A 13506-nucleotide genomic window follows, 5' to 3' on the forward strand; every position below is an offset into this window, starting at 1 on the left:
TCCTTTTATCTGTTTCTTTTAATTATTCTTCTTTGCGTTAAATCGCGATATTGCATTGTTAATGCTCTACCGTAAGCAGTATAGGGTTGAGAGGGAATTCCTCTTTGCGGTTCCTTAAAAGTTATAGCTGTTTCTTCACTTTGAATGAGGGCTATCACAGCTCCGATAGCGGCAATTTCTTTATTGTCTTTCATCGTTCAATTCCCTTTTCTATTATAGAGGAATGTTCCCATGTTTTTTCGGGGGCAAACTTTCACTCTTGGTGCAAAGTATTTCCAGAGCGTCAATTAAGCGTTTACGGGTTTGCGAAGGGACGATAACAGCATCCACATAACCTCGTTCAGCTGCTACATAAGGATTATTAAATTGCGCTTCATAAATCTGAATCATTTCCTGCCGTTTTGCTTCAGGATTTTCTGCAGAGTTAATCTCCTTGCGGAAAATAATATTAGCAGCGCCTTGTGCACCCATAACAGCTATTTCTGCCATAGGCCAGGCAAAAACCATATCCGCTCCTAAATGTTTGCTACTCATAGCTATATAGCTGCCTCCATAATCCTTGCGCGTAACGACTGTCAATTTGGGAACTGTTGCCTCAGAATAACACCATAAAAGTTTTGCTCCATGACGAATAATTCCATTCCACTCCTGATGAGTTCCGGGAAGGTATCCTGGCACATCTACAAAAGTTACCAAGGGAATATTAAAAGCATCGCAAAAACGCACAAAACGCGTTGCCTTATCGGAAGCATCAATATCTAAACACCCTGCTAAAACAGCTGGCTGACTGGCTATGATACCAATTACCCTTCCATTTAAGCGCGCAAAACCAATAATCACATTTTGGGCATAATAATAATGGGGCTCAAAAAAGATACCGTTATCTACAACGCTATGAATAACATCCCGCATATCATAACCCATCTTTGGGTCATCAGGAATTATGGAATCCAATTCTGAACATACCCGCCACGGGTCATCAAGGTTCTGAACTCTTGGTGGTTCTTCCATATTATTGGAAGGCAGATAGGAGAGCAGAACTTTTATCTGTTCAATGGCATCGGCATCGTTTTCACAGGCAAAATGGGCATTGCCGCTTTTGCTGTTATGAGCCATTGCCCCACCCAATTCTTCTTGATTTGTATCTTCGCCTGTTACGGCACGAATTACATCGGGACCGGTAATAAACATAAAACTGGTGTTTTTTACCATAAAAACAAAATCCGTCATTGCTGGAGAATAAACAGCTCCACCAGCACAGGGACCCATAATTGCAGTTATTTGAGGGATAACTCCACTGGCACGGGAATTTCGGAAAAAGATGTCTCCATAACCTTTTAAAGCATCAACTCCTTCCTGAATTCTTGCCCCACCTGAATCTTGAATGCCCACTACAGGAACTCCGCTTTTTAAAGCCATATCCATAATTTTGCAGATTTTGGCAGCATGCATTTCTCCCAAAGAACCACCTCGGGAAGTAAAATCCTGACTGAAAGCAAAAACAGGACGACCATCTACTAAACCATGACCTGTAATAACGCCATCGGAAGGGATTTCTATTTTTTCCATACCAAAATTATCACAGCGGTGCGAAACGAACATATCCAATTCCCGAAAAGTGCCTTCATCAAAAAGAAGTCCCAGCCGTTCCCGGGCTGTTAATTTACCCCCCTGTTTTTGTTTGGCAATGGCTTTTTCACCACCCATTTGAAGTATTTTTTCTTCTTTTTCCAGTAAGCCCTGGATTGCATCTTTTGTGGATTGCATCAGTTATCCTCTCTATTTCTTAACTTTATTTTTGTGTTTTCTCTATCCTGTTTTTTATTGCGGGTATTGATTTTAACTTAATAAAGCACATTCTTATTAAGCTTTATTTTGTCAAATCAAATTTCCTTAAGAGGAAAGTGATTTTTCCTCCGGCAAAGCCGTCTGTTCAGCAAAATTACCTTGCAGCCAAAGATTAATCAGGTAAAAGCTTTCATTGGCGGGAAGCGCATTAAATTTTCCCCGGGCATCAACTAACTCCAAGCCAAATCGGGTTCTACGATAAAGAATTGTAAGGCGTTCAGGATAAAGCATTTTAGCCGCGTAAGAGAAACTATCGCTAATATCATAAAGATAAGAATATATGCAATGGTGCATTTCCTCACCTTCTATATAGAGTTCCACGGAATTGTGAATATGTTCAATCCAAAGGGTATCACACTTAATATCTTTAGCTATTCCGGCAGGAAATTGGGTGTGATTTATCTGTTTCAGCTTAATTATCTGATTTACCAACTCATCGTGAACGGTTTTTATCTCTGTTATATTTTTCAAGTTCGGTTTTTTAATCGGTATCCCATTTGTTTCACAAATAGCATACATTCGGTTAATATCATTAATCAGACGACTGATATCCACGACTTCTTCTTCGTTCATTGTAGCGATTTCCGCAATACAATTATAGCTAATCATTTTTTCCTCTCTTCGGCAGACAAGAACTATGCTGTAAGCATTGTGCACCGGAAAAAAAGAGAGTTGCCTAAGCAAGGCAGGATTGTTTTGTAAAGAAGTTCTAAGAATAAAATAGAGATTAGTGTTTAGCTTTTGCGGCTTTATTTTGGCAAAGGTCTTAACCATTGTTTCGCAAGCAGGAAAACCAAAATAGGCAAGGATGTCTTTGCGTTTAATTTTCACCAGTCGCATTGCCGATTGCCAATATTTCTTGCTTTTTAAGGGATGAAAAATAGCGTGAGCACCAAGTAAATAACCCAAGGCAGGATTGGATTGCATCAGTTCAAAAGCATAATTCCCTCCTCTAATTAACAGGCAATAGAGAAACCAATAACGATCGGGAAAACGGTTCAATAAATCCACTTGCTCTTTGCCTACATAAGCAACAATGTTTTTATAGATAGTCGCTTTGTGCAAAGCATTTTTCCGAATGGCGTAAACCGGGCTTTCCAAATTCCGAAGATTGGGAGGCGTAAATAGAAAAGGAAAGGGTTTATAGGGCATATCGCACTGCCAATTATTATTCTTCAAGATCTTAGAATATGCTGCAGGATAGGGTTTTGCAAGGCGTATAACTTCTATTCTATACCTCGTATAATGATAGATTTTGCCTTGCTCCGGATTGAAGACAAGGGCACTTTTATCTATTTTCCGATAAGAATCAGGAACGAAGGGTTTAATTTCACTCGCCATAGAAGAACTCCTCCTATATATTTATCACTTTTCCGTCACTTATGTTTTTGTTTCTGAGATTCAAGCTATATGCTAATTCCGGTTTATAAAAAACTGTCAAGATAAAACCCGCTTTTTTTTCTATCACCCTATTTTTTAAAACAGGGTAGTATAAACTCTATTCTCTTTGCCCTTTGCCCGAGCCCAAAAGGCAACATAATGATCGCGATGGAGGCGTAAACCCCTCGTAAATTTCACGATGTAAACCGAGCCAGGTTTTGACAGTAAGTCAAAACCTACTTCCGGTTACAATTTTGTGTAGTCGGAGCTCGCTGAGACACCTTTTTTTTCTTCCGGAAGGACGGTGTCCTCATCGTTCATTATTGTTGCCCTGTTTTTAATAATGAAAAGAGCAAAATTCGCATTTCCCCTTGACATAAAAACAGCGCATAAGAATGTTAAAAAAAATGGATAAATGAAGAGGCAACTCCGATAATGAAGATATGCATTGTTTCTAACGCTCATCCAACAAATGATGTGCGTTTATATTATAAACTGGGCATAAGTTTAGCCAAAAAGTATGAAACATATATAATTACTACTAATGGAGTAGTAAATAACACTCACAATCCCTATCAAATGGTGGTGGATGTTTCTTCTCGCTGGTATGCTATCTGGCATTTAGGCAAAAAAATAAAGGAACTGCAGCCGGAGCTGCTTATATGTGTGGAGCCGTTAACTTTGCTAATTGCCTGGGCGATGAAAAAAAAGCTGCATTTTAAGGTTATTTTTGATGTCCATGAATTCTTTGCCATTTCTTTCAGTGAAAGATTTCCCCGGTTTTTGCGTTTTCCTGCCTGTTTAATATATCAATGCGGCTTAAAGCGGTTAATGAAAATTGCCGATGCCGTCTTCACGGTAAATTTGGAGATGCAAAAACAATTGCAGAGAGGAAATAAAAGCAAGCCATTTTTAGTGCTGCCGAATTATCCGGTGAAAAATGTTTGGGATTATGAATGCAATATACCCGGTTCTCTGGAACAGCTATGTCAGATGAACTTTGATTTTATCTATATTGGTGGCTTAACCGAAGAGCGTGGCATCTTTAAAATTTTAAAGATGATTTCCCTGCTGAAAAGTAATTTCCCTTTTTTGAAAGTGCTAATTTTGGGTAAATTCTTTAAGCAGGAAACCGAAAAACGCTTCAATCAAAGCATCAATGAATATAATTTGAATGCGATTATTTATTATCAAAGCTGGATTCCGGCAGAAAAAATAGGCCTTTTGCTAAAACGCTGTCGGTTCGGGCTGTGGTTTTTTAATCCTAAAAATAAGCGTTTGCGTCTTTCTACTCCGCTTAAGGTATTGGAATATCTGGCTGCAGGACTTCCAGTTATTACCATCAAAACCCCTTTGCTGAAAGCACTGATAGAAAAAAACGGATTAGGTATTTGTGCCCCATATCAAGCTAAAGCATTAGCTGATGCCTGTGCTAAAATGCTGGCTTTAAATGAAAATGAATATAAGGCGATGAGCGAAAAATGCCTTAAATTAACTGAAAGTAAATATAATTGGGAAGCCCTTGAGCCGGAACTGTTTAAATTAGTTAACGGACTTATCCGCAAATGAACATTCTTTTTATCAGTTATTTTTACCCTCCCTTGGCAGGACCGGCTTCTTTACGCAACATAAAGAATGTGAAATACCTTAGCCAAAATGGTAACCTGATTGATGTTCTTACAGTCGGCAATATTGTGTATAACTATTACGATAACGGTCTGTTAGCAGAAAGCTGCCACCACCGGATTTTCCATATTCCTTCTTACGACCCGATGTCCCTTCTGGAAAAAATAAGCGGTAAAAATAAAAATGCCTCCAATCAAATCTATCATAATACGCCGGAACGATACAAACTCTTCCTCCGACGGCTTTATCCTTTGGACGATAAGGTGTTGTGGCTGCCCAATTTACTGAAAGAAGGCAGAAAACTTCTGGCTGAAGAAAAATATGACCTAATCTATGTTTCCTGCGGTCCCTTTTCTTCTGCTGTCGCTGCCAGAAAATTAAGCCAAAGCTTTCAGCTGCCTTATGTTTTGGAAATGCGGGATTACTGGACTCTTTTAAAGGACTATAATCTGCAGGGAAATTATCTGAACCGACTTTATGCACGCAACACGGAAAAAAAGCTACTGCAGGATGCGTCTTTAATAGTAACCGCTACTAAAGGTATCGCTGAAGATATTAGTGAGCAGTTTGGCAAAAATCTGATGGCTAAATCCTTTATTCTTTACAACGGACCCGATGAAGAAGATTTCGCAGCTATCACTCCCGTGCCGAAAGACCCCTCTCAATATGTTTTAAGCTATTTTGGCGCGCTGTATGCCAAAAGGTCGTTAAAATGGCTGCTGAAAGCATTGAAGGACTTGCAAAACGAACATAAACTCCCGCAGAACTTTTCCCTGCGTCTTTATGGAAATTATCACCTTGAAACTCTGCAGGAAATTAAACAAAGCGGAATAGAAAATCTGGTGCAAATAATCCCTCAGCTAAGCCATAAAGATGCATTAAACGCTATGCTTGCTTCCGATGCTTTACTGCTTTTGATAAATTCCGATAGCCCCAAGGGAACTCTCACCAGTAAAATATTTGAATATTTACGCCTGAAAAAACCTGTTTTGGCTCTTATTCCGGCTAACGGTGAAGCCGCTGAACTACTAAAAGAAAGTGGACAAAATTATATCTGCCCGATGGAATCGTCCTCAGCAATCAAATCCTGTATAGAAAAGTTATTTGCCGATAGAGAAAAAGAATTGCAATTCCAGTATCTGGCAGATAAATACGATAGGAAAAAACAGATAGCGGAGCTTAATCAACGCCTGCTGTCTTTGTTAAAAAAAGAGTGAGATTTTGAACAAAGAGAAAAGAGAGTTAATTGAGAATTGAGAATTGAGAATTGAGAATGTAGTAAGCGAAAAGGTGAGATGGCGAGATAATTTATTTTAGCCACCGAGGACACCGAAGACACCGAAAGATATTTTTTACAAAGAGTAAAAGAGAGATTTGAACAAAGAGAAAAAGAGTAAAAGAGAGATTTGAACAAAGAGTAAAAGAGAAAAAGAGTAAAAGAGAAAAAGAGAGATTTGAACAAAGAGAAAAAGAGTAAAAAAGAGATTTGAACAAAGAGAAAAAGAGTAAAAGAGAGATTTGAACAAAGAGAAAAAGAGTTAAAGAGAGATTTGAACAAAGAGTAAAAGAGTAAAAGAGAAAATGGGTATTACTTTTCACTTTTCACCATTCACCGTTCACCTTTCACCGTTCACCCTTCACCGTTCACCCTTCACCGTTCACCCTTCACCGTTAACCATTCACCATTCACCCTTCACCGTTCACCATTCACCCTTCACCGTTCACCATTTTTTCGCTTGACAGAAAAACTTAAATTGAAAATAAAGCAGAAAAGGATTTTTATAGCTTGGAAGATGAAAACTAAATTCATATTAATGTCATTATGTATTTGCTTGTGTAGTGGTTGTTGGCTAACCCGGAAAGTTGATACGCACCAGTTTGTCTTGAAAGAGATGTATCAATCTAATGTTCCTCTCACCGGTTGGAGAACAGGCAATCTTAAAGATGAAGCAGCAGATTATCTTATTTGTCATTCTCTCTACGATGCAAATTTGTATTCCGTTATAATAAACGACTTGCAAGGCAAAGCCCTTTCTCAAATAAATCTCTCCCATAAAATTTTAGACCTGCATACCCTAATTGATAAAAGAAATAATGACCGCTTGTTGTTTATTAGCAGTAACGATGCCGATTCGCTTTATTTAATGGGAGTGAAATATCTCTGGCAAATTCCTTTGCGCAGAGAAGACAAATATTTTGCCTCTTTAGAACGGACTGATAGAGCAAAAGGTAAAGCAGATTATATTTATAACGGTCATATTGTTCCTCAAATGCTGGAAGACATTGATGGTGATGGAAAAACCGAATTACTCTGCAGTTTAGTGGACTTTTTTACAGCCCGACCCAGGGGTTTGCTTTTATACGATTTTGAAACCGGGGCAATAAAATGGCAATATGATATGCCTTGCATTGCCAGAAGTATTTTATGGGATGATTTTGACGGCAACGGCAGTAAGGAAATTATTATTTCTAACGATGCCTTAAGAAATACCGAGGCAGTTATCAACGGTTTGGATGACGGCAGTGGATGGCTGGTTGTTCTTTCTACCCGGGGAAAGGTTTTATATCAGGATAAAGTATTTAGCGGTTATGGCAGAATTTATCTTGAATCCGTTGATGTGGACCAGAATGGAACTAAAGAAATATATGCCGTAAATTGCACTTGGGGAGCTGAAAAACACAATAATATTGCCTCTGTTTTAAGCTGGAACGGAAAACGACTAATCAAAGACAGAACTTTGGAACTTCCTTCCACTCTGGAACCAACTCAATTTCCTCATTTTTTACAAAAGATGGGCAGCACTTCAGATTATTACCTGCATTTGGTAGATACGAAAGAAGGATTACTGATTCTGGATACCGATTTGAAACCCGTAAAGCATAGTTATAAGGGTTTTATCAGTCAAATCTGGGATATTGGAGACCTGGATAGAGACGGTAATAAAGAATTATTTCTGCAAAAGAAAGATGGTTCTCTGGAGATTTTAGACCGGAATTATTATCGTAAAGCAAGAATTAGAAATCCTTATCCCGCCGAAATTATTATTGGGGCAAATCTCGTAAGCACCGGATTTGATACTAATCCGTTAATAGCAATTGGCACTAATAAACAAATCAGCTTTTATGAATACAAATCCCTATCCGCTTTTGCCATTTTGCTTTCTTTGCTCCAGGCAAATGCTCTTATTCTTTTCCTTTTGGTGTTACTGCTTTACCTTGGTTTGTTAATCCGCAATTTCTATTGCCGCAAAGCCACTATAAAACTGATAGACAGTTTTGAGCACGGCATTTTACTTGTAACCCGCAAAGGCAAAATCAAGCATTTTAATTTCCAAATCCGAGAACTCTACAATAATTCTGAAGAACCCCAAAAACTGCTGCTGGATAGTTTTTTCCCCTCTTTAGTTAAACCCTTCAGGGATTTTTGCAGCGGAAACCTGAAAGCGGGAACTTATATTGGCACTCTAAATAATAATCCGCAAAGCAAAGTTTATCAGGTTTACTTTGTGCATAGAGTTTCCGGCAGAAAGCTTTATGCTATTGTTATTAGACCCTATACTGAAGAAAGTGCAATAGCTGAAAAAATGGAGTGGGCAGAAATAGCGCGTCGTCTTTCTCATCATGTCCGCAGGCATATCACCAATATTTTGCTCGTTTTGGAAACGCTGGATATAGATGCAAACCCCGAAAACATCCGTTATTATCAAATTATCCGTTCTGAAATAGACAAGGTTCGGATCTTTACCCATGCTTTTCAGCGGTTTACAGAATTGCAGGATTATCAACTGGAACTGCAGGATATAATTCCTTCCATTGAACATTGCCTGGCAAGGATTCAGTTTCCGCCAAATATCAAATTGATTAAAAACTGGTCGCTAACTTCCATTTCTGCCTATATAGAACCCATTCGTTTTGAAGAAGCGCTTACCAATATTATAAATAATGCTTTAGAGGCAATGCCCGAAGAAGGAACATTGCATATCAGCGTTAAAGAATTTCCTCTTGCTTCATCTCCACAAGGGCAGCAAAGAGTTTTAATTGAAATTGAAGATACCGGTAAGGGCATTCCGGCAAAATACCTGGAAGATATCTGGAAACCATTTTTCACTACCAATCAGTCCGGAACGGGTATCGGCATTCCTGAAACCAAGAAAATAATTGACTCTATGGGAGGGTTGATGAGTATTCAAAGTGAAGAAAATGTAGGCACAGTAGTCAGCATCTGGCTAAAAGGAGCTACCGATGCTGGAAATTAACATCCTTCTTGCGGATGACGATTATGTTTTTCTGCAATTAACTTCCGCTTTTCTAAAGAAAAACGGCTATGCTGTGGACTGTGCACCTGACATTGAAACAACTGAAGTCCTGTTACAAAAAAATGATTACGACATTATGATGCTGGATATGTGTTTTCCTGCTCTCTATGATGGTTTTGACCTATTATCTAAGGTCCACGAAAACTATCCTGATTTACCGGTTTTAATGATTTCCGGGAGCGGACATATTCCCGATGCCGTGAAGGCAATTCAAAAAGGTGCTGAGGATTTTATCGAAAAACCGATAGATACTACCCATTTACTTTTGCGTTTGGAACGAATCTATGACTCCCTGGTAATGAAAAAACAAATGCACAGCTTATATCTGGCAGCAATTGGAATGCAGGGAAAATCTGCCGCAATGCAAACTCTTTACGATAATATTTGTAAAGCTGCCAAATTTGACTGCTCCGTTTTAATTACCGGTGAAACGGGAGTAGGAAAAGAACTTGCAGCCCATGCTATTCATCGCTTAAGTAAATATAGCGAAAAAAATATGGTCAGTATAAATTGTGCCTCCATTCCCAAAGAACTCTTTGAAGCTGAACTTTTCGGTTATGAAAGCGGTGCTTTTACAGGAGCTATAAAAGCTCATCGGGGATATTTTGAATTTGCTGATGATAATTCTATTTTTATGGATGAAATCAGTCAATTACCCTTAGAAGTGCAGGCAAAACTTTTACGCGTCGTTTCCGAAAACGAAATTCAGAAAATAGGCGGGAAAGTCCAGAAAATTAATACCCGTATCATCAGCGCCACTAATCAGGATTTGCAACAACTTGTGGAAAATAATCTTTTCCGCAAAGACCTGCTCTATCGCTTGAATACGATTGAAATTAATATTCCTCCCTTAAGAAACCGGATTGAAGATATCCCTGTTCTGGCAGAATATTTTATGAGTGAATTTTGTAGCCGTAATGATCTTCAGCCGAAACCAATCAGCCCTTCTGCCGTTTCCTGGCTTTGTGAACAAAAATGGGAAGGCAATGTGCGCGAATTGAAAAATGCACTGGAAAGAGCGGTAGTTTTTGCCAAAAATGACCACTTGACCGTGGTAGATTTTACCACACCCTCAGACAGCAATCTGGATGAACGAGAATTCGGCTCTTTGCGTAAAGCAATTACCAGTTTTGAAAGAGCATATATTGAAAATGTTTTAAGGGTCTATAACTACAATATGCGCCAGGCAGCACACCATTTACAGATGGATAAATCAAACCTTTTCAAAAAAATAGCAGCTCTGAAAATATCCCTGCCCGGGCACTGACGATATAGATAGAACCTATTATCACCGCAAAGTAGTAATCTAAAATTAACCGCAATGTGAAGATTGGAAATATCTTATCTAATATTCTCACGGACAAGCCATAAATAATGATAATTGCGTCCTTTGATAATAAAAAATCAGGGTGCATCCAATAGAACAACGAAAGTAATATCTTGATGCCCAAATAATAAAACACCTTGGGGATTTAATTTAACTACTTGTTGCCTGGTCAGTTCTTTAACGACTCTTTAACGATCCTTTAATAATACTTTAACTTTGTTAAAGAGTCCTTAAAGAAGGTTTAAAGAAACATAATAGTATCAACTTAGCGGGGAATAATGCATATCAAACAAATAAGTAAATGCCTCACAAATTGTTAGCTAATATATTGCATTCTATAATAAATCTTTAGCTTTGAATGCTATCAATTATAAACCGGCACCAGGGAAAAAATGATAGGGTAAATTTTACCCCAACCCCACCTTTGCTCTAATCCATAACAGATATATATTTCAATGTGTTATATCCGCCGACAAGTTTGGCACGAACCCTGCTTATACAATTTATCCTAATCTTTATATATTTGGGCTATGAGGGTGGAATAGGGTCTGTAGGCATGGGTCTGTGGGCTTGTTGTTTCCTGCAAAGTTTTATTTCCCGCAGATTTCGCGGATTTTTTCCCGCAGATTTCGCGGATTTTATTTCACGCAGATTACGCGGATTTTATTTCACGCAGATTACGCGGATTTCGCAGATTTTTTTATTTGATTAGAAGACAATTAGAATGGATGAGTTAATTTAAGTTGCTTTTTTTCCCAAAAATACCTTTTGGCTTTTCTGTTCCCTAACCCCTTGTCCTCTCGACTTCTCGACCTCTCGACCTCGTGACCTCTTGACCCCTTGACCTCTTGTCCTCTTGACCTCTCGACTTCTTGACTTCTCGACCTCTCGCCCTCTTGACCTCTCGACCTCTTGACCTCTCGACCTCTTGACTTCGGGACTTCTTGACTTACAAATACTTCAGCATTTCTCTATCCGTTACTCCGGCATAAAGTTCAATATAGGGTTTCACAGGGCTGATATTAATTTTCGGGAAGAAGACCTCTTCCACTTGGAAAAAGCCAACCGAAGCATTCATTTCCACAGTGATATTGATGGGCTTTTCCTGTCCCGGAAAAATCTTCACCTTTTGGATTGCAGAAGCGGAAGTTCTGTGAATATCTCCCACCCTGGTTTTGGAAGAAAGCATAGTAGGAATTCTGGCTCTACCTTTTTCCATATCACTGCCATCGCCAATAAGCACTAAACCTGCCTCCAAGGAATGAATTTTATGAGTTGCCATGTGACCAAAAATACCTTCAATGGCAAGAGAACGAATAGCGGTTTTCAGCATTTTTTCATTTTCGGAAAGCAAGTTATTCAATACAGCATCTATATAGGGAATAGCAAGCTGGATGGAAAGCAGTTCATGCGATTCGCGGGCAATGGTCATTCCCAAATCGTGTAATAAAGAAGCCAAAATTACAGCTGTAAGAGAATCGTCTGCGGTTCCCGCTTCTTCTTTTTCCAGATTCATTTTGATGCCCGCCTGATTGAGCAGTTTAAACATTTTGATGGCATTCAGAGTTGCCTTTCGCATATGAACAGGACCGTGATCATTATAGCCCAAACGCTTTATGGAAACAATATTGGCATATTCTTGCGTTGCCTGCAAATCCGGATTGGCAAAAAGCCATTCTGCCGCTTTAAGTGCTTTACCGGAAAGCAGTTTTAAGATTCTTTGTTCTAATTGTTGCTGTTTAACCGATTTATACATAATTCCTCCTAAAATCTGTTCATTAGTTTGTTTATTAAATTGGTTACCGAAGATACAATCGCAATCGCAATAGAAATGGTTCCCGCAACCAGCAGGGTTTGTAAAATGGTTTTGGATGCATTCAGATTATCCCCGGCAATGTATAATTGCATAGAATTAAAAAGTCCCTTCCCTGGAACCAAAGGAATGATGGCACAGGTTACAAAAACAGAAACCGGTGTTTTTAGACGCGGAGCAACAATTTCAGAATAGATGCACACCAAAATAATTGCTATAAACACTGAAAACAGCATTGAATTGCTATAGTATAAAGTGATTAAATAAAAAGCCCAGCAAAGTCCTCCGCTTAAAGCCGTAAAAATAATCCTGATCCCTTTTAAATTAGTCCGAATGGAAAAGCCCAAAATAGCCAGAAAAGACCAAGTAAATTGCATAAAAGTTAAAGCATCAAAGGGACGCATCAGTAACCCCACATAGACCAAATTTTGAGCATTGAGGCACTTCCAGCTACAATTCCTACAGTTATGAAAAGTGCTTCTACGGCTCTGGCTGTTCCGGCAACAAGATCTCCGCTCATTGTGTCGCGGATGGCATTAGTAATGGAAAGCCCTGGCACCAGTAACATTATTCCCCCGATAATAATATTATCCAACCGAATGTAAGGTATATAGATATCCAGGGTCTTTGCCAGCATAACAATTAGCGCAGCAGCGATGGCATTCAGCAGAAAGTTATTAAAAGCCAATCTTTCCAGATATTTTAAGCCAAAAGTAACGACTGTGCCAATGAAAAAAGCAACCGCAAATTCTATCCAGGAACCGCCAAAGAGCAAACAGAAAAATCCGCTCGTCCCTCCTCCACAAAGGTCTTTCAACCAGGGGGGCCAGGGATTTTCATGTTCTATTTCATCCAGTTCAGAGGTAAACTTAACAAGCTGTTCCTGCAGTTCTTGTTCGGAAAGCGGTTTCACTTCCATACAATTTACCATTCTACTGATGCGAGTGATTTTGCCCAGGTCTATTCGCCTGTTATCTATTCTTTTAATACTGGTGAAGATATTCCCCGCATCATCTTTAACGCTGATAAAAATGCCTGTAGGGGTTACATACGATTCGGTTTCGGGGTAGCCAAAACAATTGCAAACCTTACGCATCATCAATTCTACCCGATTGGTGTTACCTCCGCTTTGCAAAATGATGCGTCCTACTTCTAAAGCCAGTTCCAAAACTTTTTGGGGAAGGACTTTTGCCATC

Annotated in this window: 10 protein-coding genes; 4 read left to right on the forward strand and 6 right to left on the reverse strand. The window is 39.0% G+C overall.

The annotated features are described in order from the left end of the window. Positions 1 to 5 precede the first annotated feature (5 nt). The 3 genes from PLE33_02945 to PLE33_02955 form a co-directional block, all read right to left on the reverse strand. On the reverse strand, positions 6 to 194 hold the full coding sequence (locus PLE33_02945) for a hypothetical protein (protein HPS60202.1): 189 nt from the start codon (positions 192 to 194) through the stop codon (positions 6 to 8). 19 nt (positions 195 to 213) lie between these two features. Continuing rightward, complete coding sequence (locus PLE33_02950; GenBank protein HPS60203.1) at positions 214 to 1767, reverse strand: carboxyl transferase domain-containing protein; 1554 nt, start codon at positions 1765 to 1767, stop codon at positions 214 to 216. A gap of 126 nt (positions 1768 to 1893) precedes the next feature. After that, the gene (locus PLE33_02955) at positions 1894 to 3189 is read right to left on the reverse strand and encodes a PcfJ domain-containing protein (protein ID HPS60204.1); all 1296 of its coding nucleotides are present in this window, start codon (positions 3187 to 3189) and stop codon (positions 1894 to 1896) included. A gap of 474 nt (positions 3190 to 3663) precedes the next feature. Between PLE33_02955 and PLE33_02960 the strand changes: the two genes are divergently transcribed. From PLE33_02960 to PLE33_02975, 4 genes are all read left to right on the forward strand, one after another. Beyond that, positions 3664 to 4797 carry a glycosyltransferase gene (locus PLE33_02960; protein ID HPS60205.1) on the forward strand — a complete coding sequence of 378 codons (1134 nt, stop codon included), beginning with the start codon at positions 3664 to 3666 and terminating at the stop codon, positions 4795 to 4797. Then, positions 4794 to 6071 (forward strand): glycosyltransferase, encoded by a 1278-nt coding sequence (locus tag PLE33_02965; GenBank protein ID HPS60206.1) that lies wholly within the window; start codon positions 4794 to 4796, stop codon positions 6069 to 6071. Before PLE33_02960 ends, PLE33_02965 begins: the two co-directional genes overlap by 4 nt. A gap of 576 nt (positions 6072 to 6647) precedes the next feature. Then, positions 6648 to 9110, forward strand: a complete 2463-nt coding sequence (locus PLE33_02970; GenBank protein HPS60207.1) for a HAMP domain-containing sensor histidine kinase — start codon at positions 6648 to 6650, stop codon at positions 9108 to 9110. After that, positions 9097 to 10437 carry a sigma-54 dependent transcriptional regulator gene (locus PLE33_02975; protein ID HPS60208.1) on the forward strand — a complete coding sequence of 447 codons (1341 nt, stop codon included), beginning with the start codon at positions 9097 to 9099 and terminating at the stop codon, positions 10435 to 10437. Before PLE33_02970 ends, PLE33_02975 begins: the two co-directional genes overlap by 14 nt. 1009 nt (positions 10438 to 11446) lie before the next feature. Here PLE33_02975 and PLE33_02980 read toward each other — a convergent pair. Genes PLE33_02980 through PLE33_02990 form a run of 3 tightly spaced genes read right to left on the reverse strand, consistent with a single transcriptional unit; the run spans position 11447 to position 13505 of the window. Continuing rightward, positions 11447 to 12253 (reverse strand): phosphohydrolase, encoded by an 807-nt coding sequence (locus PLE33_02980; GenBank protein ID HPS60209.1) that lies wholly within the window; start codon positions 12251 to 12253, stop codon positions 11447 to 11449. Between the two features lie 8 nt (positions 12254 to 12261). Then, positions 12262 to 12714 carry a threonine/serine exporter family protein gene (locus PLE33_02985; protein HPS60210.1) on the reverse strand — a complete coding sequence of 151 codons (453 nt, stop codon included), beginning with the start codon at positions 12712 to 12714 and terminating at the stop codon, positions 12262 to 12264. Next, positions 12714 to 13505: a threonine/serine exporter family protein gene (locus PLE33_02990; GenBank protein HPS60211.1), complete on the reverse strand. Its 792-nt coding sequence runs from the start codon at positions 13503 to 13505 to the stop codon at positions 12714 to 12716. The genes PLE33_02985 and PLE33_02990 overlap by 1 nt, the downstream gene beginning before the upstream one ends. Position 13506: the final 1 nt, after the last annotated feature.

The organism is Candidatus Cloacimonas sp. (genome assembly GCA_035403355.1).
In the GTDB taxonomy this organism is placed as follows: Bacteria; Cloacimonadota; Cloacimonadia; order Cloacimonadales; family Cloacimonadaceae; genus Cloacimonas.